This is a genomic window from Microbacterium galbinum (assembly GCF_023101185.1).
Classification (GTDB): domain Bacteria; phylum Actinomycetota; class Actinomycetes; order Actinomycetales; family Microbacteriaceae; genus Microbacterium; species Microbacterium galbinum.
Genome location: NZ_CP078077.1, coordinates 1,862,745 through 1,885,716, shown reverse-complemented (window position 1 = coordinate 1,885,716; position 22,972 = coordinate 1,862,745). Strand labels below are relative to the sequence as shown.

19 protein-coding genes are annotated in these 22,972 nt (G+C 71.0%); all 19 read right to left on the bottom strand.

Annotated features, from left to right (window positions below; all coding sequences use genetic code 11):
- Positions 1 to 3 precede the first annotated feature (3 nt).
- A complete protein-coding gene (locus KV396_RS09190) occupies positions 4 to 645 on the bottom strand; it encodes a hypothetical protein (RefSeq protein ID WP_247955520.1) in 642 nt (213 codons plus the stop codon).
- Positions 642 to 1,769, bottom strand: a complete 1,128-nt coding sequence (locus KV396_RS09185) for a hypothetical protein (protein WP_247955519.1) — start codon at positions 1,767 to 1,769, stop codon at positions 642 to 644. The genes KV396_RS09190 and KV396_RS09185 overlap by 4 nt, the downstream gene beginning before the upstream one ends.
- Positions 1,766 to 2,068: a hypothetical protein gene (locus KV396_RS09180; RefSeq protein WP_247632977.1), complete on the bottom strand. Its 303-nt coding sequence runs from the start codon at positions 2,066 to 2,068 to the stop codon at positions 1,766 to 1,768. Before KV396_RS09180 ends, KV396_RS09185 begins: the two co-directional genes overlap by 4 nt.
- Before the next feature lie 76 nt (positions 2,069 to 2,144).
- Positions 2,145 to 2,432, bottom strand: coding sequence for a WXG100 family type VII secretion target (locus KV396_RS09175; protein WP_247623521.1), 288 nt, complete (start codon positions 2,430 to 2,432; stop codon positions 2,145 to 2,147).
- 129 nt (positions 2,433 to 2,561) lie between these two features.
- Positions 2,562 to 3,437, bottom strand: coding sequence for a hypothetical protein (locus tag KV396_RS09170; RefSeq protein WP_247955518.1), 876 nt, complete (start codon positions 3,435 to 3,437; stop codon positions 2,562 to 2,564).
- Entirely contained in the window at positions 3,434 to 4,051 is a 618-nt protein-coding gene (locus KV396_RS09165; protein ID WP_247955517.1) for a hypothetical protein, read from the bottom strand. The genes KV396_RS09170 and KV396_RS09165 overlap by 4 nt, the downstream gene beginning before the upstream one ends.
- Complete coding sequence (locus tag KV396_RS09160; protein ID WP_247955516.1) at positions 4,038 to 4,586, bottom strand: hypothetical protein; 549 nt, start codon at positions 4,584 to 4,586, stop codon at positions 4,038 to 4,040. Before KV396_RS09160 ends, KV396_RS09165 begins: the two co-directional genes overlap by 14 nt.
- Positions 4,586 to 5,845 (bottom strand): hypothetical protein, encoded by a 1,260-nt coding sequence (locus KV396_RS09155; RefSeq protein ID WP_247632981.1) that lies wholly within the window; start codon positions 5,843 to 5,845, stop codon positions 4,586 to 4,588. Before KV396_RS09155 ends, KV396_RS09160 begins: the two co-directional genes overlap by 1 nt.
- 1 nt (position 5,846) lies before the next feature.
- Complete coding sequence (locus KV396_RS09150; protein WP_247955515.1) at positions 5,847 to 6,182, bottom strand: hypothetical protein; 336 nt, start codon at positions 6,180 to 6,182, stop codon at positions 5,847 to 5,849.
- A 106-nt stretch (positions 6,183 to 6,288) separates the two neighbouring features.
- Positions 6,289 to 10,800, bottom strand: coding sequence for an FtsK/SpoIIIE domain-containing protein (locus tag KV396_RS09145; RefSeq protein ID WP_247955514.1), 4,512 nt, complete (start codon positions 10,798 to 10,800; stop codon positions 6,289 to 6,291).
- A gap of 64 nt (positions 10,801 to 10,864) precedes the next feature.
- On the bottom strand, positions 10,865 to 12,310 hold the full coding sequence (locus KV396_RS09140) for an RDD family protein (protein WP_247955513.1): 1,446 nt from the start codon (positions 12,308 to 12,310) through the stop codon (positions 10,865 to 10,867).
- Entirely contained in the window at positions 12,307 to 13,032 is a 726-nt protein-coding gene (locus KV396_RS09135; protein WP_372491565.1) for a hypothetical protein, read from the bottom strand. Before KV396_RS09135 ends, KV396_RS09140 begins: the two co-directional genes overlap by 4 nt.
- Positions 13,029 to 14,660, bottom strand: coding sequence for a serine/threonine-protein kinase (locus KV396_RS09130; RefSeq protein ID WP_247955512.1), 1,632 nt, complete (start codon positions 14,658 to 14,660; stop codon positions 13,029 to 13,031). Before KV396_RS09130 ends, KV396_RS09135 begins: the two co-directional genes overlap by 4 nt.
- Positions 14,657 to 16,069: an FHA domain-containing protein gene (locus tag KV396_RS09125; protein ID WP_247955511.1), complete on the bottom strand. Its 1,413-nt coding sequence runs from the start codon at positions 16,067 to 16,069 to the stop codon at positions 14,657 to 14,659. The genes KV396_RS09130 and KV396_RS09125 overlap by 4 nt, the downstream gene beginning before the upstream one ends.
- On the bottom strand, positions 16,069 to 16,884 hold the full coding sequence (locus KV396_RS09120) for a PP2C family protein-serine/threonine phosphatase (protein WP_247623538.1): 816 nt from the start codon (positions 16,882 to 16,884) through the stop codon (positions 16,069 to 16,071). Before KV396_RS09120 ends, KV396_RS09125 begins: the two co-directional genes overlap by 1 nt.
- Positions 16,881 to 18,266 (bottom strand): RDD family protein, encoded by a 1,386-nt coding sequence (locus KV396_RS09115; RefSeq protein ID WP_247955510.1) that lies wholly within the window; start codon positions 18,264 to 18,266, stop codon positions 16,881 to 16,883. Before KV396_RS09115 ends, KV396_RS09120 begins: the two co-directional genes overlap by 4 nt.
- Positions 18,263 to 20,689, bottom strand: a complete 2,427-nt coding sequence (locus KV396_RS09110; protein ID WP_247955509.1) for a transglutaminase domain-containing protein — start codon at positions 20,687 to 20,689, stop codon at positions 18,263 to 18,265. The genes KV396_RS09115 and KV396_RS09110 overlap by 4 nt, the downstream gene beginning before the upstream one ends.
- Positions 20,686 to 21,948, bottom strand: coding sequence for a DUF58 domain-containing protein (locus KV396_RS09105; RefSeq protein WP_247955508.1), 1,263 nt, complete (start codon positions 21,946 to 21,948; stop codon positions 20,686 to 20,688). Before KV396_RS09105 ends, KV396_RS09110 begins: the two co-directional genes overlap by 4 nt.
- Positions 21,948 to 22,919 (bottom strand): AAA family ATPase, encoded by a 972-nt coding sequence (locus tag KV396_RS09100; protein ID WP_247623542.1) that lies wholly within the window; start codon positions 22,917 to 22,919, stop codon positions 21,948 to 21,950. Before KV396_RS09100 ends, KV396_RS09105 begins: the two co-directional genes overlap by 1 nt.
- Positions 22,920 to 22,972: the final 53 nt, after the last annotated feature.

Below are 22,972 nucleotides of genomic sequence, written 5' to 3'. Positions count from 1 at the left end.
GATTCAGGTTAGGCCGTCGTCGAGCGGCGTCTCGAATCGCGCGCCCTCCGGCAGCTGCGGCTCGACGCCTTCGGGAAGGTACTGCGTCATCGACAGCGCGAACGCCGTCATCACCGCCAGCTCCTGCCGCTGCGCCGGGTCGGAGCACATGCCCATGACGACCACGGTTCCCGCTTCGTCGGGAAGACGGATCTCGCCCACCGTCATGACCGCGTCCATACCCCCGCGCGACACCAGTCCGCTCGTCACGGTGCCGACCCGCCCGTCCGGCGACGCGAAGGTCTCGGCGGTCGCGTCGTCGCCGAAGCGACCGAGCGGCAGGAGACGGTGCAGCGAGACGGCATCCGCAGTGTCTTCCGGACCCGTCACGACCACGTTCGTGCACAGGAACGACACCGCCGGCCGCTCACCGAGCACGATCGACACCCCGGCGAAGTCGAATCCGGTGTCGGCGAAGGTGCGCACACCCTCGTGAAAGCCGGCGACGATCGCCTCGCGCGCCTCGTCCGGGAGCCAGCCCTTGCCGCCCTCGAGGTAACGCTCCAGCCATTCATCGGGCGAGCGATCGCCCAGGGCACGGAACTCGATCCAGCCCTGCGGCATCCGCTGCCAGACCCGGTGGCCGGTTGCCTGTTCGACGCTCACAGCTCGTCGTCCGTCTTCGGGCCGTTGCCGTGGACCGTGTTGTCGACACGTTCGGCGAGGTTCTGCCACGGACCGAACAGGCTGTCGACGAAGTCCTGCCCCTTGCTGTGCGCGTCCATCGCGGTGTTGGTCATCCAGTAGGTGTTGGCGACCATGTTGCTCATGTTGATGTTCAGGGTGACGGCGAGGGTTCCCGCCGCCGTGCCGCCACCGGCGAGAGCCGGAGTCATGCGCTGGATCGACGGGATGAGCACCGCACCACCGGGGCCGATGAGCGTCTTCGCCGCGACACCCAGCAGCCCACCGGCGAGCAACCCGACCGCGCCGATCGCGAAGTCCGTCCACGACCCACGGCCGGTGAGCGCCTGCAGCCCGTCGATCGCGACCAGCGCGATCGCCATGACGAGCGCCACGGTGCCGAGCACCGGGATGAAGAGCGAGAGGATGGCGATGATCGGCAGCGCCGCGCGGAGGATGTCCTCGAGGATCGGCACCACGTTGTCCATGAGCCACTCGCCGGCATCCGCCAGCCAGTCGCCCGCCCCCTCGAGGAAGTTCGAGAACGCGTTGCCCGCATAGGAGTTGAGGGTGTCGCTCGCGCTCACGAGGTGCTGCGCGGCGATCGCCGCGTCGTCGTCGACCTCGATCTTGAGGCGCTGCGCCTCGGCGATCACGTCGTCGAGCGCGCCCTGCGCCGTCGCGAGGGCAGTGGTCGCATTCGACACGGCGTCGGGATCGGCATCCTCGGCGTCGGCGCCGTCGACGGCCTTGTCCTTCGCGGTCGCCTTGCTGCTCACCGAGGCAACGGCGGTGGCCGCCCGGTCCTCGAGCTCGCGAGCGCGCTGCTGGTAGCCGGTCAGCTGGGTCACCCAGGTGCTGAGCGCATCACGGGAGGTGCGCAGGGCCGAACCCGTGTCGACCAGGTGCGGACGGAAGTCCTCGCTCATCGCGGCGCGGAACGCCACGGCGGCTTCGCCCGTCCAGGCGGCGTCATCGTCGCCGTTGAGCATCGCGAGCGCGTCGTCGACGCTGTCGCAGCCGGTCGAGAGCCCGAGCACGAAGCCCTCGAGCTCGCCGAGATTGCCGGGAGCGGGATCGAATCCCAGAGCGGGGAACGCGGTCATGCGGATGCCCCTTCCTCGGGCTCCATGCTGGCGGCGAGCTCGGAGTCGAGCCCGCGGAACGCCTCGAGGATGCCCTGCAGCCCGGTGCTCGCATCTTCGGCGTAGCGGCCGAGCTTGTCGATGCCGCCACCCCACGAATCGTGGAGGTCTTCGAGACGGCGCCGCAGCTCCTGCTGCGGGACGGCCGAGGCCGAGACGCTGCCGAGAGCGCTGGTCGCGGCATCCAACGACGTGCGCATGTTCGCGTACGCGGTCTTGCTCGCCTCCATGGCCGAGTAGTCGATACTCACATCAGGCATACGTGTCCCCTCCCCTGGTCACCGGTCGAAAGGGGGCGCCGACCCGATCGGTCGACGCCCCACGAAGATCGCTCGGTCAGCTGCCGGCGAGCTGCGTGTCGAGGTCCTGAATCGCACGCATCATGCCCAGCAGCGACTCCGACATGTCATTGATGCCATCGACCGCGGTCTTCAGACCCGTCGTCAGCTCCGTGTACCCCTCACCGAACTTGCCCGACGCATGCTGCGTCTTGAAGTCCTCACCCAGAAGGGTGTCCACCTGACCCTTCAGCGTGTCCAACTGACCCTGAATGTCATCACGAGCCTGCGACAGCGACGACGCCACCTGCTCCATCTCTGCATAAGACGCACCGAAATCGGCCATCGTCCACACCTCCGGAAATCGAATGAACCGGACCCCTCCGGCCCGATACCCACAAACCTAACAACCCCCACCCCCACCGTCGATGGGGAGACCTCCCCATCCCGGTTCGCACGGGGCGAAGAACAGGAATCAGGGGCGGGGGATGACGCCGGCGATGTCGATCTCGCCGTCGTAGGCGAGCCACGCGACCCAGGCGGCCGGCGCGAGCGTGCGCGCCTGGGCGATGGTCGTGGCGTCGATTCCCGCGCTCGCCAGGGTGTCGAGTCGACGGGACCACTCGGCCTTGTCGGAGGGCGTCGGCGAGGACGACGACGCCGCCCATTCCGCATCACGCCGCATCTGGCGCAGGTCGCCCGGATCGACGGATGCTCGCGCGCGGGGCGTGAGCGCAGCATCCTGTCGCCGCGCCAGGTCGCTCCGGATCGCGACCCCCGCGATGAGGAGGGCGATCACCGCCGTCATCGGCAGCCAGATCGCGAGGTCGTCCGGCGTGAACCCCCGGTCGTCGCCGGTACCGAGGAGGAGGCGCACCACCAGCATCGCGACGCACAGCAGACCGACTAGCACCGAGAACGTCTCACCGATGCGGGCGCTCCGAACGTCCGGCACCTTGAGGAGGAGCGTGATCAGAAGAACGGGGATGGCAATCGCGCCGGCAATGACAGCGGTCGACATGGCGAGCTCGGGATTCATGAATGCGTTCCTGCGGTCGGACGGACCGAGCATCACCGCCGAGGTCAGCGCGGCCGTCAGCCCGAGGCCGAGCAGTGTTCCCCACACGGCTCGATATCCCGCACTCGATCGCGCCCGCGCCGGTGCGGCCGCGACGGCGATGGCCGGCGCCGCGGATGCAGAGACGAAGCGCCGGCGGCGCTGATGCAGGTTCCACAGGCGGGAGAACAGCGCCGATGCCGCCTGCGGCTGTGCGCGGAGCACCTCCACGGCCTCCTTCGCGACCGCAGAGACGCTCGCGTCGTCGCCGGCGAGACGGACGACCGGCTTCATGCGGTGCCCTCGGCATCATCAGCGATCCAGGTGACGGTCGCGGCCATCGCGTCGAAAATCATCCTCACGGCGACGGCGTACTCGTCATCGTCATCGGTCTCCGCTCCCACGATCGTGCTTCCGGTGAGCATCAGCGCCTTGCGCCGGTTCGAGCCGGGCACCGCGATCACGTAGGTGCTCTGCGACTTGTGCGTCTCGCCGTCCAGGCCGGGACCACGATCCCTCCAGAACACGATTCGCCCCTCGGGATCGAGCATCTCCGCTCCGGCGCGGACGCGTGCGGTGATCCACCCGTCGAGCGGGCCGTCGGGCGAGTCGATGTACGTCGCCACCATCGAGAGCGCGAACGGATCCTTTCCCGGGGTCCGCTCGGACGGCAGGAAGACGTACTTCGCGCCGGCTTCCTGCAGGCCTCTCATCGCGCGGGCGAGCTGGGCGCTGAAGACACCGTCGAGGTCGGGTCGGCCTGCGCGCGCGAACACCTCGCGCGCCTTCTGCTCGAACTGACCGCCGAGTTCGGGCGTCACGGGAAAACTGGCCCATTCGGGCGGCAGCAGAATACGGAAGCGGGGCACAGCGGGCGCGAGACCGAGCAGTTCCTCACGCAGTGACACGCTCACCTCCGCCCGCAGGCGCGACGACGATCCGCTGGATGAGCTCCTCGAACAACGGCATGCCCGCACCCAGGTGCGGAAGACTCGGGCTCGTCACGACGACCTCCAGGAGTGCGCCGTCGCGCAGCAGCTCGTATTGCAGTGTTCCCAGGATACCGAGATCGGGAACCTGGGTGAGCGTGGAGATGACCCGGCCGACGGAGGCGTCGAACTCGCCCAGCGGCAGGATCTGGCGCGGGAGCGCTGCCGGCGCTGCCTCCGGGAGGTCTTCGAGTGACGCGAGGGCGCTCTGCGACGCGTAGACCGCCACGAGGGCGCGACCCGGGAGACCGTCCGGGCAGAACAGCATCGTGGCGAACGCCGTGGGATCGGCGCCCTCCGCCAGGGCGACGAGCGCCGCGACCGTGTCTTCGGGATCACGATCGGGTTCCGACTGCAGCGTCGCTACCTGCTCGCGCGCCCACACTCCGAGGTCGCTGCCGGTGGGAACCGGCAGCAGCCATCGATCGTCGAGCTCGATCTCCACGCCGCGCATCAACTCCATCCGCCCTGCGAGCGGTCGTAGGCGAAGCCGGCACCGGCCTTACCGAGATTGTCGATGAAATCGAGGGCGGCATTCCCTCCCGACAGCATGTCGTCCATGATGGCGCCGTTCGGAGCGTTCCCCAGGAACGACCGCAGGTTGTTGAAGGCCGCGTTCGACAGTCCGGATGCCCCATCGCCGATGGCGCCCGCCCACGCACCGTCGCCGCCGCGCAGCAGGCGGCTGAGCATCGAGGGGGACTCCAGCCCATTGAAGAAGTTCCGCATGACGGATGTGCCGTGACGGTTGAGGTCTCCACCGGCATGGAAGACCTGACCGAGGCGACCCTCGCCGAGCAGACCGGTCAGGCGTGACCCGCCGCGCCATCCTGCGCCGATCATGTCTCCGCCCATGCCGAGCAGCCCGCGACCCAGCGTGGCGAGCCCGGGTGCCGCGCGCATGGCCTTGAACAGCGAGAACGCCTTGCCGAAGGGGAAGACCCCGACCGCGGCCATGGCGATGTCCCACCCGTTGCCGCGCCCGCAGGAGACCTTCCACACGGTGACCGCCAGCGCGGCGAGCCCCACGATCGCCGCGATGAGGATGAACGGTCCACCCAGGATGCACGCCGCGACGGCCAGGACGATGCCTGCGTAGGAGAGGATCGTCCCCAGAGTCTCCAGCCACGGCAGTTGATCGTCCCACCACGAGTCGCTGACGCCGTCGTCGTTGGCCGCCTGGATGCCGGAGCGCGCTCGCTCGTACGCATCCCACCACGTGTCGTAAGCCGTCTCGTACTCGACCGCCCGCGCCTTCCACGCGTCGTGGTCGCCCTCGACGTCCGCCGCCGAGGTGCGGTCGTCGGTGGACTCGCCCTCTTCCGGCTCCGGAAGGCGGGAGTCGTCCTCGAAGCTGCCCGCCGTCGTCTGATAGGTGCTCCACAGCGCCTCGAGGTCGGGGATCAGCGAGCTCAGGGTGGTCTGCACGCCGTCGAGCGTCCGCGCGTACTCCGCGATGTGCGTGCCGCTGGGCTGGTAGCGCTCTCCGGCCTTGCGGAGGTCCTCCCGGACGTCGGTGACGTCTCCCTTCAGCGCATCAAGACTCTTGCCGCGGCACTCGGCGCCGAGGTCGATCGAATCGAGCAAGCCGGCGGCGGCGAGCATCTGGTCGCCCAGGCTCTCGATCTCGATGCCGCGCGCCTCGATCGTCGACGGTTCACCGGCGATCGGAAGGATCTCGTAGTGCTTTCCCGCGGTGGGTGTGCGGTCCATGTCAACGTACCTCCGGCGGCGCGACCTGCGCCGGGTTCTCAGTCGTGTCGAGGTTCCGCGCGGCCTCGAGATCGAAGTCCGTCCACGCCGCGACGAAATCGACGACCCGTTCCTTGGCGGTCACGAGCTTGTCCTTCAGGGTGTCGCGCTTGTCGTTCCAGTCGCTCTCGAAGCGGCTGACCTCGCTGCGGAGAGCGGTCTCCCCGTGAGGAGCGCCGATCGCCGACTCCAGAGCATCGCTCCGGGACCCCGCGTCCTCGAACTCCGCGATGATGTTGCCCAGCGACGTGTTCAGACTCTCCAACTGAGACATCGGGATGTTGATGTCCTGGCCCATGTCACTCCTCCTCCGATCGCGCTTCGCGGACTCCTGGTCTGCGACCCCTCATCACTTTAGGGCGAGTCCTCCATACGCTCCATGGGGAGCATTCCCCATGGAGCGATCACCCGACCCGGTCGCCCTCGACGAGCGGCATCTGCACCGTGACCTGGCGGCCGGCCTGCACGAAGATGCCACGACCCTCGGGGAAGTCGGTGCGCTTGACCTTCGGGAACGGCACCTTGAACACCGCGTCGCCGTCGAACGAGTCGGGCTTGAGGATGATGCCCTTGCGGCCGGCTTTGAAGTCGCCGATGAACCCGAAGCCGCTGGTGACCTGCGTCACGTCGGCGTCGCCGATCATGAGGTGGTCGCTGCGGTTGATCGCCTGGAACAGCGCCTTCATATCGCGCTCGGCGGGCGAGTCGGCGAACTGCGGCACGTCCTCCACGACGATGAGGATGCGCATTCCGAGCGTCTCGTCGGCGACGAGCTCGACGAGTTCCTTCGCGAGCTCCTTCGCCTCTTCGGGCGTGGTGGCGCTGCGCGTCCAGTCGGCGTATCCCTTGAGCTGCGCCCGCCGTCCGCCGAAGTGGAAAAGCTTGACCGTCGGGTCGAGCCGCCGCATCGACGTGATGAGCCCCTTGAGCGCCGTGGTCTTGCCCGACTGCGGGGGACCGGCCACGACGAACGTGCCGACAGGATCGAAGTCGCGTGCGGCGAGCGTGTCCTCCGCCACACCCAGCACCGGGAACTCGCCCAGGCGATCGGGCAGATCGCGCACCGAGAGGCGGGTGGGCAGCGCGCCGATCTCCTCGACCTCGCGCACCCCGGCTCCGCGCAGCTGGGCCGCGAGCTGCTCGAGCAGCTTGGTCTGCTCGGCCACGTTGGGGGTGCCGCCGAGCGTCGCGATCTGCGTCTCGAGGCCGTCGACGATGGCACGGCCCGGGGCGGACGTCTCGTCGAGCACGTCCTTCGGGGCGTTGAGCATCGCGTAGCCGGAGTCGTCGGAGAGACGCAGCACCACGCGGCGCGACACGTTCGCGCTGACCGCCGTCGGCACGGAACCCGAGCGGTCGGCGCTCGCGATCACGTGCACGCCGAGCGGGCGCCCCTCGCCGAGGATGCGCATGAAGGTCTGGTAGAACGGCATCCGCGCGGTGGTCGATTCCCACTCGCTACGGAACTGCGGGAATCCGTCGATGAGCAGCAGGATGCGCGGCTCGCGCGACCCGGTGATCTCGCGGTACTCGGTGAGGCTCGAGGCGTTCGCGGCGCTGAAGCGCTTGCCGCGATCGTCGAGCACCCGCGCGAGCGAGCGCAGGATGCGCTGCACGCGCTCGGCATCGTCGCCGCCGATGATCGATCCGACGTGCGGGAGGACCTCGAGGCTCTTCAACGCACCCGACCCGAAGTCGAGGCCGTAGACCTCGACGTCGGAGTGCCCGGCGTGGAACCCGGCCGCGATCGCGACGGTGCGCAGCACGGTGGACTTGCCCGAGCCGCTCGTGCCGTAGACGAGGAGCGAACCGTCCTTGTCCGGCACGAAGTACGCGGGCTCCTGCATCTGGCGGGAGGGCACGTCCATCTTTCCGAGCAAGATCTGCCCGTCACCGAGCACCGGCAGGTCGCGGATGTCGACCGCGCGCTCGAGGTCGTCGAGCCACGGGCGGCGCGGGGCCGGGATGCCGGCGATCGAGGATGCCGCGACGAGCGACGAGACGATGCGCTTCTGGTCGTTCGGGCCGAGGTCCTCGTCGTGCGAGTCGGATTCGGGCGCCTGGTCGGCCTCCCACGTCTGGATGGATCCGAACCGCAGCTCGGCCACCTTGACCTCTGCCTGCTGCACCTCGTCGGTCGTCCACCCACCGGCGTACGCCGACTGGAACGGCACGAGACGACCGGGGCCGGTCTTCGCGATGCCGCGACCGGGGAGCGACGGAGGGAACGACGCCGCCACCGGGTCGTCGACGACGTCCTTCGAATCCGACTCGTCGGCCATGCGCAGGGCGACGCGCAGGTTGGTGTTGGCGCGCAGGTTGTCCTTGATGACACCCGCGGGCCGCTGGGTCGCCATGATCAGGTGGATGCCGAGGGAGCGACCGCGCTGCGCGATGTCGACGACGCCGTCGACGAACTCGGGCACCTCTCCGGCGAGCGCCGCGAACTCGTCGATCACGAGCACGAGAGCGGGCGGGGTCTCGGGGTCGCGGCGCTTCTCGAGTTCGAGGAGGTCCTTCGCCTTCTTGCGGTTGAAGAGATGCTCGCGGTGATGCAGCTCGGCGCGCAGGCTGGTGAGCGCGCGGCGAACGAGGTGCGGGCTGAGATCGGTGACCAGGCCGACGCAGTGCGGCAGATCGACGCAGTCGGCGAACGCCGAACCGCCCTTGTAGTCGACGAAGAGGAACGTCACCCGGTCGGGGCTGTGCGCCGCCGCCATGCCGAGCACCCAGGCCTGCAGGAACTCGCTCTTACCGGCGCCGGTGGTTCCACCGACGAGTGCGTGCGGCCCCTGCGTGCGCAGGTCGAGGGTCATGGCATCCGTCTGCGACTGCCCGATAATGGCGCGCAGGTTGCCCGCCTTCTTCAGGCGCGACTGCGGAGCACCCGAACGGTCGAGGATGGTGTTGTTCTGACGCCAGCGGTCGATCACGGCGTTCGGGTCGGAGGCCAGCTCGCTGCCGACGAGCGACAGGAACATCACCGAGTTCGGGATGTCGGAGGAGTCCTCGATCACGGTGCTCGAGTCGACGACCGGCGCGAGACGCTTGGCGAACATCGTCATGTACGCGTGCGAGACGCCCTCGACGCGCACGTCCTCGTAGGCGACGCCGTTGCGCACCGTGCCGACGCGCGCGTGCTCGAGGCCGGGGCTGACGTCGACGAACGAGCGGCACGCGGCCGGCAGCGACTCGACGACCGGGGCCACGAAGAGGCCGTAGACGCCGACATCCGCTCCCCGCTCGAGGATCTGCGTGAGGCGCGCGCGGTCAACCGGGGCATCGTTGGTGACGATCACCAGGATCGCGGTCTGGCCGGGGAACGTCGCCTCCTCGGCGGCGCGCTTGACGTCGGTGCCGTAGTACATCGGGTCCCAGTCGTCACCGTAGGGCGGGCGCTGCGACTTCGCCTCGCGCGAGCGGCGGAGCACGATCTCCTCGAGGCCGTTGAGCAGGGCCGTGCCCGTCGAGGCCGAGTCGGCCAGCGCGACGTCCTTGAACGGGTTGCGCTCGCTGGAGGTGTGCGGGAGCCACTTGAGCCAGTCGAGTTCGTTCGCCCACCCGGGCTCGGTGAGGGCGACCGCGACGAGCTCGTTGGGCGAGTGCATCCCGAACAGCTGCACCGCGAGTCCCCGCAGCGCATCGCTGGCGAGCGAGGTGGGGCCGGCGACGCCGATCGATCCCGAGCTCTGCAGCGACTCGAGGATCGGCACGTCGTCGATCATCTTGTACCGCTCCTCGAGGCGGTCCACGCGCTCGATGTACTCGGGCAGCGCTTCGGGGATGTCGGCGCGTTTGATGCGCGTACGCGATTCGTCGGTACAGCTCCCCAACCGCACGGCCAGGAAGTTCCAGTGCTCGGGTCGACGGGTCCACAGCAGCGGGCCGAGTCGCATCGCCTCGTCGAACACGACCGCGACGGCGGGCACTTCGTTCTGGCGCACCTCGCGCTCTCGCGGCTGGGCGAGGTAGAGCTTCTCTTCGAGGCGTTCGAAGTTCTCCTCGAACTTCTCGACCTCCTTGCGCAGGCGCTGCCCGAGGTTCGTCTTCTGCGAGATGAAGTTTCCGAACATCATCAGCGGCGACATGAACACGATGAGCAGGGAGCGCGGGTTGCCGCTGATCGCGAAGATCGCCGCGCCCAGCAGGATCGGCGCGACCAGCATGGGCCACGGGAAAAGCCGCTGCACCTGGTCGCGGGGGTAGCGGGGCTCGTCGAGCTCCTCGCCGGTGAATCGCGCCTCGACCCGCGGGCTGCGGTTGAACAGCAGCGCGCCCCCGCGCTCGAGCACGGGGTCGCCGGCGGCCGAGCCGTCGAAGTCGCTCACGAGGTGCACGACGAACTCGCAGTCGCCGAGGGTGAAGCGCTGGCCGGGGATCACGCGCAGGCGCTGCACGAGGCCGCCGTCGACGAGGATGCCGTTGGCGGAGTTCAGGTCGACGATCTCGACGAAGGTCGTCGCGACCTCGATGCGCGCGTGGCGCTTCGAGACCAGCGGATCAGCGATCGTCACGTCGTTCGCGGCGTCGCGACCGATGAGGAAGTGTCCGAGGGGCAGGGCGAACTCCTGGCCCTGCGCGGGGCCAGCGACCACCGTGAGCACGGCGGCGGGGCGCGCCCCGGCGGTGCCGACCGACGCCCGGTTCGGGCCGAGGTTGACGACCTCGGCGAGGAAGCCGGAACCGATCGGGGCATCACCGACGAGGAGGTCGGGGGTGAGCATGGTGAGCTGCTCGCTGGTCGGCGGGGCGACGGAGAGGGTGAGCACGTCGGCCGGCGAGGCCGGGATGCTCCGGGTCGGATCGGTCGACGCGATCTGGCGCGCGACGTCGGCCACGGTCGCGGTCGAGTCGGCCATCACGACGATGTCGGTCAGGGGCGCCGCCGGGCGGCGCAGGGTCAGCTTGACTCTCATCGTCGATCCTCACCGCGCCCGGGGCGCGTCTCACGTCTTCCGGCGGTGGGGCACTCGGCCCCGGTCATGCGTGTTCCACCCGCATCGTGCGGTCGCCGAAGCGCACGGTGTCGCCCGTGCGCAGCTCGGCGGGGTGCCCGGCGACGAGCGGCGTCTCGGCTCCGTCGCGGATGATCGCGCTCCCGTTCGTCGACGCACGGTCGACCACGAACACACCGCGGCGCGCGGGCATCACGGCCACATGGGTCTTCGAGACCGACCGGGTCTCATCGGGAACGGGGATCAGCTGCGCCTCCCCCTCGCCCGCCGCGGCGGCGGGCGAGCGGCCGAACAGCGTGGTTCCGCGCACCTCGACGCGCGCGCCCGAGTCGAGCACGAGCACGGCGCGGATGCCGTCGCCGGCGTCGGCCCGGGGAACGGATGCCGGAGCGGGCACTGCCGGAGAAGGCGATGCCGGAGCGGGCGCCGCCGAAGCGGGCGCTGCCGGAGCCGCGACCGCGGGGCCGGGTTCGGCTGCCGCCGGGGCGGCGGGCTGCGCGACGGCGGGTCCCGGCGCGGGGGCCGCCGGCGCCTGGGGCGGGGGCACGACGGGCCCGGCCGGCACCGAGGCCGGCGGTGCGGGCGAGGGCACGGCCGGAGCGGGAGCTGCGGCCGGGGCGACCGGGAACGCGGGAGGGGCGCCGGTCGCGAGCGACGGCGGCACCGCCGCGACCATCGAGCCCGGAGCGGCGGCATCCGTCTTCTCCGGCTGCGGCGTCTGCGACCGATGCGCGCCGATGACCCCGCCGGAGAGACGCGCGCTCGGCACGTACTCGGCGGGGGCGTCACGGTCGACCGGGGTGGCGAGCGAGGGCAGCGGCGCCCTCTCCTCGTGCTCCGAGATCTTGACGCTCTTGCGGGCGATGCGCATGCGCTTCTGGTCGTAGGGGTTGAGGCCCCGGCGCACGTCGACGAACCAGGTGCCGGCGGCGAGGTCGAGCCACCCGCGCCCGCGACGTTCGATGTCGAAGAGCGGCGACAGGGCGATCACGAGCACCGGGCCGATCACGGGCACGATGAGCGAGGCGTAGGCGACGAGGTAGCGCACGACCGCTCCGCGCCAGAACTTCGGGCGTTCGAGGGTGCGCACGTTCACCGAGCGGATGCCGCACACCGCCTTGCCCAGCGTCACACCCTTTCGCCCGTGCATCACCAGTTGCACGATCACGTAGGCCAGGGTCAGCACCTGCGAGACGGCCAGCGCGACGATCACCCAGACCAGGTCGCCCCGGGCGAAGAACGCATCGACGTCGAACCCGCCGGAGGCGATGTCGGCGAGGATCGGAGGCAGCACGATGAGGGCGGGCAGGGCGAGGAGCACGGCGACGGCCGCCTCGAGGAGCGAGGCGAGCACGCGCGATCCCTTGCGCGCGGGCAGCAGCCCGAGCGAGGCGGCGTAGGCGGGATCCGGGCGTCCGTGCGCGTCGAGACCCTCGACGACGGACGCGCCGTCGTTGATCTCCCAGATCACTCCTGCTCCCCTTCGACCTCGTCGGCGTGCGAGATGTCGAGCAGCGGGAGGTCTTCGCGACTGACGAGGCGCGAGGCGATCACGTGCTCGACGAGGCGGGCACGGCGGTTGGTGGCGAAGCTGCGCTGCCCTCCGCGCATACCGGGCACGCCCACGCGGTCGAACTTGTCGCACACGTTGTCGAGCTTGCGGTTGAAGCGGGTGACGGTCCAGCCCAGGCGCTCGGCGGCCTTCACCGACGTGGGGATGTCGCTCATGCCCGTGCCGTCGCGGCGCAGCTGCGGCTCGGCGAGCGCGAGGATCAGCAGCTTCTGACTGAGGGTCAGGGGCACGTCCCCGATGGTCGACGCACCGCCGTCGTCGTGGTCGCGCCGGGTCGCGCGGAACGCGGGCTCGGCGGCGTGCAGGGTGAGCTCGTAGGTCGTCGGCCCCGCGCTGAAGACCACCGTGGTCTTCTCGAACACCAGGGGCAACCGTGCCCCGGGCGCGAGCCAGGCCTGTACCCCGCCGGCCGAATCGGTCACGGTCGCCGTCAGCCGCGTGCCGACGTTCGACAGCCACCACAGCCCGTCGGCATCCGTGATCTCGAGGAAATGCCGGTGCAGGAAGAGATTGTCGTCGAGCTCGAGATCCCCCTCCCTGCCCACGATGAATCGTCCCCCGCGCTCGATGGGGAAGTACTCCCCGGCGAACTCGACGGTCACTCCGGTCGTACCGCTCACTCCACGCACCCCCGTACCGGCTCCGAGGCTCTTCCGTCCTCGCGCCGAAGCATCACTTCGATGCACACGATATCGCCCGCCGGGCTCTCGACCTGCACCGTCGTCTCCGCGGTCTGCTTCTGCTCGCCGACGTCGTCGAGGCGCACCTGGTGCCAGAGGTAGCTGTCGCCCTCCTGCGGAGAAGGGTTCGTCCAGGTGAACGTGACGGTCGAGCCCTCCCGCGTGCCGGTCGGCGCGGCGAGCGTGGGCACCACGTCCGGCACGACGTCCTGCGGCTGCGCGTCTTCGGATGCCTGAGGGGCGGGTTCGGGCTCGAGACCCGCGACGAGCAGGTTGAGTCCGACGATTCCGCCGATCACGAGCACCACCGCTGCGGCGGCGAGACCGATCCAGAGACCCGCGCGCGAGCGCCGGGCACCCGTCGCCGCGGGTGCGGGAGCCGCCGGGGAACCGGGTGTCGGCGGAGCCGGGACGAACGCCGGGGTCTCGGGCGCGACCACCTGCGGCGCGCGGAGCAGCGTGTGCTCGTCGTCGGGGACGGGCGGGGGCACCGGCACGGCCGAGGGGCGCAGCTGCGTCTGCTCGAACGCCGAGGGCGCGACAGGTGCGTCGAAGCGGGGCACCTCCGGCGTGCGCGGCGGCATGTGGCGCTGCGTCGTGGCCGAGGGCCGCGTCGACGTGGCCACGTCGGGGTCGATGCTGACGACCTCGCGCACCCGGGTCAGGCCGTCGTCGTCGTCTTCGAGCTCTTCGGCGGACGGATGCTCGTCGACGATGTCGATCGGGGTGACCGAGTGCGACAGCTCGATCTGGACCTTCTGCAACGCCCGCGCGAACGCGACCGCGCTCGGGAACCGGTCGTCGGGGTTCTTCGCCATGGCCCGCTCGAGCAGCCGCTGGAGGCTCTCCGGGGAGTCGGCTCGGCCGAGGTGCGGCAGGGCCGCGCGCTCGATGCGCTCGATGAGGTCGGCGCTGGAGTTGCGCTCGCCCGGTCGCTCGAACGGCGAGCGCCCGGCGAGCAGCGTGAACAGCGTCGCTCCGAGTGCCCAGACGTCGGTGCGCGGGCCGCTCGTGGGCGGCTCGGCGAACGACTCGGGCGGCGACCACGGGATCGACATGCCGGATGCCTCGGTCGTCGCACCGGTGGTCGACGCGATGCCGAAGTCGGTGAGGGCAGGGCGGTTGTACTCGGTGACGAGGATGTTCGCGGGCTTGATGTCGCGGTGCAGCACCCCGGCGCGATGCGCCGTCTCGACGGCGCCGGCGACCTGCACGCCGACGCGCAGCGCCTCGGCGACCGAGAACGGCTCCTTGCGGGCGCGCAGCTGCAGGTTCGGGCGCGGGCAGTACTCCATGACGAGGTACGGGCGGCCGTCGCCCGCGACACCGGCCTGGTAGATCGTGACGATCGCGGGGTGCGTCGAGAGCATCGCCATGACGTTGGCCTCGTCGGCGAACTCCTGGGCGGACCCGCTCGAGATGCGGTCGGCGAGCAGCACCTTCACGGCGACCCGACGGCGCGGCATCTCCTGCTCGTAGAGGAAGACGTCGGCGAAGCCGCCCGTGCCCAGCGGCTCCACGTAGGTGAAGCCGGGAAGGACGGGCGGCGGTGACGGGCGACGATTCACGGCAGGTCCTCGAAGGCGACGGTGATCCCGTCGCCGAGGTCCACCACGTCGCCGGTGAGCACGAGCGTCTGCTCCCCCGGGTGCAGGCGCACGGGGTCGGCGCCCGGACGCAGCAGCGTCGACCCGTTCGTGGTGTGCAGGTCGATCACGACCACGGTGTCGCCCTCGGGGCGCACCTCGAGGTGGCTGCGGGAGATGTCCTGCTGCGGGCTCTCGACCGCGATCAGGTGCGGGAGGCTCGCCCCGCTGGCCCGCGTGGAGCGCGGACGACGCCCGATGATCACGGTGCGGTCGAGTTCGACGACCTGTCCGCTCGACACCCGCAGACGGCCGATGGTCGGACCGTCGGATGCTCCCGCCACGGGCAGCACGGCGGTCGGCGTCTCGTCGGCCGAGGCGGGCTGCTGCCGCAGGGCGCGCAGTTCGGCGGCCGAGATCGTCGCGCCGTCGTGGTCGCCCTGGGCGGGGAGCGGCGGCACCAGCGGGGCATCGGCCGGCGCCGGTGCGGTGTGTACCGTCGCCCCGAAGAGCTGGTCGAAGATGTCGTCGTCGTCGGGGGTGATCGTGTCTTCGGTGGGCACCAGGGTGGCATCCTCGATGACGGGCAGAGGAGCCGAGTCGGAGGACTGCTCGGGGATCTCCTCGGTCACCGGCGCGACCGGCGGCTCAGCCACGGGAGCATCAGGCACGGGAGCATCAGGCACGGGGGGCGCGGCCGGAGGCGTCACGGCCGAGGGCACGGGCGGTGGCGTCACGACCGGGGGCGACACGACCGGGGGCACCGGGACGGCACCGACGAGCGGGGTGCTGACGGCGGCATCCGCTCCGAGCGCTGCACCGCCGAGCGCTGCACCTCCGAACAGGGCGAGCGGCACCGGGGCTGCGGCGAGCGCCGTGGCCGAGGCGCCCTCGTGCGTGGCGACGACGACCGGCGCCGGCCCGAGCGCACCCGTCAGCGGAGCGGCGTCGTCGGATTCGAGATCGGCGCTCACCGCGGCCGCGCGCACGATTCCGGTATGCACCGGCAGGCCCGCGTCGCCCTCGACGGTCTCGACGGTGATCTCGATGCGCGTGGCTCCGCCGATGAAGCGCTCGCTCCACGTCGTCACCTCGGCGCCGGAGAGTTCGTGCGCACCGTCGGCCGCGGTCACTCGGGCGGCGACCCCGCCGCGCAGCGCGATGCGCACATCGGCGCCCTCGGCGACCGCCGCGACGAACGGCGGCAGCGCGGTGAACGATCCGCCCGCCTGCGTCGTGAGCACGTCGACCACCGTCGCCAGCGTCTTGTGCGCGGGGAGCCGCTCCCAGAGGGTCGACACGACCTCGGTCGGGGCATCCGGCGGCAGCGCGACGAGCGCGCCGGGGATCACGATGAGATTCCACTGGCCCGGGCGATAGATGGTCTGCATCAGCGACCCCCTCCTGCTGCGGCTTCACGCGGACGCGTGTTCATGTCGATGTCGTCGTCGGTGGCGAGCAGTGTGCCCGGGCGCGAGGCGACCGAGACGGCATCGGCGATGACGACGGTGATGTTGTCGCGCCCGCCGGCGGCCACGGCCGCCTCGATGAGCGCGTCGGCAGCCCGCTGCGGGTCGGGCGTCGTGCCGAGGATGTCGCGGATCCGCTCGTCCGACACCTCCGAGGTGAGGCCGTCGGAGCACACCAGCATCCGATCGCCCAGCTCGGCCGGGAACATCCAGTAGTCCGCGTCGCCGGTGCTGGAGGCGCCGATCGCCCGGGTGATGATGTTGCGCCGACGATCGGTGAGCGCGTCGAGCGGCGTGAGCTCGCCCGCCTCGATGAGTTCCTGCACGACCGAGTGGTCGACGGTGATCTGCTCGAGCTCGCGGTCGGCGAAGCGGTAGGTGCGCGAGTCTCCGATGTTCACCGCGAGCCAGTAGCCCATGCCGTCGACATCGGCGATCACGACGCCGCTGAGCGTCGTGCCCGCACGGCCGTTGCCCGAGGTCGACAGCTCTTCGACACGCTCGCGGGCCGTGGCCAGCGCCCGGCGCACGTCGTCGAGTTCGAGCGCCGCGCGCCCGATCGAGAAGGCGAACTCGGCGATGACGGCCGCGCTCGCGCGCTCCCCCGCCTCATGCCCACCCATGCCGTCGGCGACGACGAACACGGGCGAGGTGGCGAGGTAGGCGTCCTCGTTGAGCGGTCGGCGCAGACCCGCGTGCGTCGCCGCGCCCGACGAGACGACCAGTCCGGGCCTCATGCGTAGCCCCCGACCGTGACGATGCGGTCGCCGATCTCGATCGCGTCACCGAGCCGGATCGGCACGCGCTGACCGGGCGGGCAGGCGATGCGCTGACCCTCGCGCACGATCGTGGTGCCGTTGGTCGAGTGGCGATCGAGCACCCATCCGCCCGAGGTCTCGGCGGCGGCCTCGAAGTGCGTCTTCGACAGCGAGAGCGTCTCGTCGCGCACCGCGACCGTCGCCGCGCCCTCCTCCGGGGAGGGGTTGCGGCCGAAGACCGTGCGCCGCGAGACGGAGACGCGGGTGCCGTCGTCCCACGTGAAGACGAGACGGTGCCCGGGGATGCTGATGCGGGTCGACTCGACGTCGGGGTCGTCGACGAGCGGTGCCGGGGCGGGCGCAGCCGGCGCGGCCGGCGCCGCCGGGGCGGGCGCGGCAGGCGCCGGTGCGGCGGCCGGCGCCGGGGGCGCGGGCGGCGTCGGCGCGGATGCCGGGGCGACGGGCTCGGGCTCGACGGGGGCCGAGGCCGGGGGCTGCGGCGGGCGGGGCGGAGCATCCTGCGTCACGCCGGGGACGAAGGCGATCAGGTCGCCGCCCTCGCCGATCGGCGCGGCCGGTGCCACCGGCGTCGCCGGGGCGGGGAACACGGGCGCCGACGGCGCGTAGGCCTCGGCCGGAGCGGGCGGGCTCTGCGGAACCCCCGCGGCTGCGGGAGGAGTAGCGGGCGCCTGACCGGGAGCGGCCGGCGGTGCGTAGGGCGAGACCGCAGCGTGCGAGGCCGACGCGTGGGGGGTCGGGGCATGCGGGGCCCCGTACGATCCGGGGTGGGGCAGACCCGGGATCGCGGGCGGCTGCGACGGAGCGGTCGGCGCGAGGGACGTCGGCGACGCACCGTCGACGGTCGGCATCGCCGTGGTCGCCGGCGCCGCGATCGGCACGATCCCGCCCTCGGCGCGGGCGTCGAGCACGAGCGAACGGCCGACCTTGTCGTGCCATCCCTGGAAGCGACCCGATCCGTCGAACAGCGGTGTGAAGTACCCCACGACGATGCCGGCGGCGAGACCGAAGATGATGTTGCGCAGCAGGGCGCGGCCGAAGCCGATCGACGACCCGTCGGTCTCCGACACGAGGCGCAGGCCCTGTGCGCGCATGCCGATGGAGCCCGCACCGGCCTGCATGTTCGTGTAGACCACGAACCAGCCCAGCAGCACGAGCCCGACGAGCGGCCCGCCGATGGTCACCGTGAGCAACGACGCCTCGAGCCCACCCGAGAGCGCGGTGGCGATGCCGAGCACCACGCTGAGCACGATGGCCAGACCGCCGGCGATAAGCGCGTCGATGAGGTACGCGACCGCGCGTCGGGAGATCGGGGCGATCTGACCGAAGGGGAGCTGGGTCATGGGTTCTCGCTCTCGGGGGCGGTGGTGCGGTCGTTGTTCTCGATGGTGCCAGGTTCGCGGCGTGCGCGCGCGTCCGCGGAGTCGGCGACGCGGGCGGCCGCGGCATCCTTCAGGTTCTGGAAGCCATGCGAGAGAGCCGTTCCGCCGAGGAGCGAGCGCAGATTCGCCCGCGCCTTCCAGCGCCGCCAGAAGCCGGCCTCCTTGCCCAGGCCGCCGACGATGTCGTCGACCTCGCTCCAGAACGCCTCGACATCGGCGGGCGTCGGATCGGTCGGGCCGAAGATCTCGGCATCCGCCCGTTGCGCCAGCGCGGCCGCCTTCGGCACATCGAGCGTGGCGACGACGGTCGCGGCGTCCTCGACGCGCGTGCCTCCCGGAGCGATCCGCGCGCCGTAGTCGGTCGCGCGATCGGTGAGCTCGTCCCAGCCGCCGCTGATGCGGTCGGAGGTGCGCGCGGCGCTGCGACGCGCACGGCGCTTGGCCGCCTTCCACGCACCGATCACGATGAAGGGCGAGGCGAGGATGGCGAGGATCGCGAGCGTGATGCCGCCGATCGCGAGGATCGCGCCCAGGATGCCGAGGATGTTGAGCGTCTCGTCCTCGGACTTGCGGTCATCGGGCAGCGTCGGGGGCAGATCGACCGGCTCCTGCGGCGGGGGCGGCGGCTGCAGCACCTGCGGCTTCGGATCGACGCGCGGCTTGGTGTTCTGGTCGTTCGGCACCTGGTCCTCGGGAGGAGTCGGGTTGAACGGCAGCCAGCCCACGCCCTCGAAGTTCACCTCGACCCAGGCGTGCACGTCGTCGCCGGTGGCGGCGAACTCGGCGGCCTTCGCGTCTTCCTCGTCGGGGTAGTACCCCATCACGACGCGTGCGGGGATGCCGACCTCGCGGGCGAGCAGCGCCATCGCGACGGCGTACTGCTCGTCATCGCCGATCATCTGGTCGCCGCCCACGAGGGTCGAGATGCGCTCGGCCGTGTGGCCGGCGCGCGAGATGACCTCGCCCTCCAGGCCGTGGCTGAAGAACCCGCCGTCGGCCAGCATCGTCTCGAGCGCCCGCACCTGCTCGATCGGGGACTCGGCATCCGCGACCGTCTCGGCCGCGAGCGAGGTGAGCTCCTCGGGCACGTTGCTCTGCTTGGGCTGGGTGACGTTGCCGAACGCGACCTCGGCGAGCCGGTCGTCGTCGATCTCGTTCGGGATGACGGTGTCGACCGTGTAGGTGTCGCCCGCCGTGAGCCGGGGCGTCGCCACTGCGGTGCCGGTCTCGGTGTTGTAGAACGTGCCGCGGCGCAGCTCCTCGGCACGGTCGCCCGTGTACTCGATCTCGGAGACCGCACCGGCATCCGGAACCCACACGCCGCCGTACTCGGCGATCTCGACCTGCAGCGTGACCGGGATTCCCTCGGCCTCGGGCGACATGTCGGAGCGCAGCGGAGTGAACGCGCTCGACGACCCCGGTCCCCCGTCGGTGACGTTGTAGACCATGCCGTCGAACTGGTCCATGACCGCGATGCGGATGCGCGCCTTCTCGGGCAGGCCCCGCACGGTGAAGAGCGTCTTGACCTTCTCGTCGCGCACGTTCTTGCGGAACGCCTGCAGCGGGCTCGGGTAATCGCGGATGTCGAACGGCGGGATGATCACGTCGCGGAACACGTGGCGGGTCTCGGCGGGAGCGGCGATGGCCGACGAGGCGATGCCCGCTCCCGCGGCGATCGCGAGCACGGCCGCTCCGGCCAGCAACCGGCGCAGGCGCATGTGAGCGGCACGCGAGGGGTCGACCTCGCTCACCGAGACGGCCGAGTTCTGCGGGGCCCACAGCTGACGCAGTGCCAGCCAGGCGATGGCCACGACCGCGAACACGAGTCCCTGCACGATCGGGAACGCCGCCTCGGGAGTGCCGAGCGCGATCACCAGCACGAGCAGCGTGCCCGCGGGGATCAGCGCCCAGGCCACGTTCGACAGCCGAAGAGCGAGCGAGGCCGTGACGGTCGACGCCACGAGGGCCAGCAGGAACGGTACGAGCAGGTGGCCGTCGGCGGCCGAGACCGGGGCGACGGTCGTGAGCATCTGCTTCCACGACGTCACCACTCCCAGCGCGAGCTTCTGGAGCGTCTCGAGCGTGGGCACGAAACCGGCGATGGTCGTGCCGGGCAACGCGAGCGCCCCACCGAAGACGAAATACACCGCGATCGTGAGACCGGTGACGATCAGGATGCCCCAGCGACGCCAGGCCGAGACGCCGGCGACCGCCAGGCCGAGGAGGAGTCCGCCGATCGCCGCGGGCAGGAACGACCCGCCGGCGAAGGTCGGCCAGAAGCCGAGGAGTATCGCGCCGACGAGCAGGGCGGTGGCGAGGAGATCGAGGATCCAGCGACGCAGCGGAAGGGCGGTCGGCGCGGCCGGGATCGCGGGCGCGGTCATGCGAGCACCTTCTGCAGGGCGAGGGGGATCTGCTCGAGCGCGCCGACCGTGACGACGTCGGCGTCGCCGATGCGCCGCAGCTCGGGCGAGGAGAGCGTGGAGTCGGTGACGATCGCGAGCACCCGCGCGCCGAAGGGCAGCCGCGCGCACGCGAGCCGCAGATCTTCGGTGCGCACCTTCGATCCGCACACCAGCACGACGATGCTGGCGAGCGGCATGCTCGCGGCGAGCACGCCGGCGAGTTCGGCGATGCCGCCCTCGCGGGGCTTGGAGTTCTCGACGGCCGAGAGCGAGTCGAGCAGCTGCTTGCCGGTGCTCGAGGGCAGCTCCCTGCCCTGCACCCGCATGTCGACGCGCTGCGAATCGCGCAGCGCGCGCAGGCCGATCGATCCGGCGGCCGAGATCGCGAGCTCGAAGTCCTCGTCACGGGCGTAGTCGCCGGTCGAGCGCGAGAGGCCGATCACGAAGTGCGAACGACGGGTCTCCTCGTACTGCCGCACCATCATGGTGCCGGTGCGGGCGGTCGACTTCCAGTGCACGTGACGCAGGTCGTCGCCGGGCTGGTACTCGAGGAGGGCGTGGAACGAGACGTCGTCGCGCGACAGGTCGGCCGCCGGCATCCCCTCGAGGTCGCGCAGGAAGCCGAGCGACTGACCGTCGAAGAGGATCGTGCGCGGGTGCACGAACAGGTCGACCGGGTCGTCGCTGCGGCGGGCGCGCTCGAAGAGACCGAGCGGATCGCCGCGCACGACGCTCACCGGACCGACCTTCACGACGCCGCGCTTCTGCGTCGGGATCGCGAAGAGCTCCTCGGCCTCGGCTCCCGGGGCGAGGCGCTGGATGCCGAACTCTCCTCGTCCCGACCCCACCGGCAGCACCACGCGCGAGGGCAGGATGGCGCGCGTTCCGAGGTTGGCGAGCTTCAGGGCGCCGATCGCCCGCTCCCCCACCACGACCCGGGTGCGGGCGAGGTCGAGCGAGACGTCGTAGGCCGTGCGGCCGATGAGGAACAGAGCGCACAGCGCGACGACGATCGCGATGACGAGGGCGGTGATCGTGAACTCCGCCCACCCGGCGACCTGCCCGAGGATCCAGAATCCGACCGCCAGGCCCATGAGCACCCACGCGAGCGGGCGCACCGCCTGCGCGATGAGACGGAGGCGCGCGAGCATCCGCACAGCCAAGACCGCCGCGATGTCGCGCCAGCCGGCGTCGCGGTCGATCGTGGGTTGCGTGCTCTGCAGGGCCTCCGTGGTCATCAGGCCGCCGTTCGCGCCTGCGGGGCCGCCACGGAGTCGAGAACCCGGGCGATCACGGTCTCACTCGACGTCCCGGCGAATTCGGCCTCGGCGTCGAGCAGCATGCGGTGCTGCCAGACGGGGCGGGCGAGGACCTTGATGTCGTCGGGCAGCACGAAGTGGCGACCGTGGGCGGCGGCCCAGACCTTCGCGATGCGGATCATCGCGATCGCCCCGCGCACCGAGACTCCGAGGCGGGTCGCCGAGTCGGTGCGGGTCGCCTCGGCGAGCTCGGCGGTGTACCGCAGCACTGCGGGCTCGACGTGCACGGTCGCGGCGAGGTCGGCCATGTCGGCGACCGCGCTGGTGGTGATGATCGCGCCGAGGCCGGCGGAGGGGTTGCGGTCGGATGCCCCGGCCAGGATGCTCTCGGTGACGGCGAGGTCGGGGTAGCCGATCGACGTCTTGATGAGGAAGCGGTCGAGCTGGGCCTCGGGGAGCTTGTAGGTTCCGGCCTGCTCGATGGGGTTCTGCGTCGCGATGACGAGGAACGGGCGCCCGGTCTCGTGCGTGACGCCGTCGACGGTGACGCGCGACTCCTCCATGACCTCGAGGAGGGCGGACTGCGTCTTCGGCGAGGCGCGGTTGATCTCGTCGGCGAGCACGATCGACGCGAAGATCGGCCCCTTGTGGAACTCGAACCGGTGCTGCTGCTGGTCGTAGATCGTGACGCCGGTCACGTCGGACGGCAGCAGGTCGGGGGTGAACTGGATGCGCGCGCTGGTGCCCTGCACGGTGGCGGCGAGAGCCTTCGCGAGGCTCGTCTTGCCCGTCCCCGGCGCATCCTCGAGCAGCACGTGCCCTTCGGCGAGCATCGCGGAGATCACCAGGCCCACGATCTCCTGCTTGCCCTGCACCGCCTTGTCGACGTTCTCGACGAGACGGTGGAAGGTGCCCTGGAACCAGGTGGCCTGCTCGGGAGTCATGGTCATGAGTGTGTCGTTCCCTGTTCTCGTGGGGTGTCTTCGTGTGCGGGGGCGTGGTG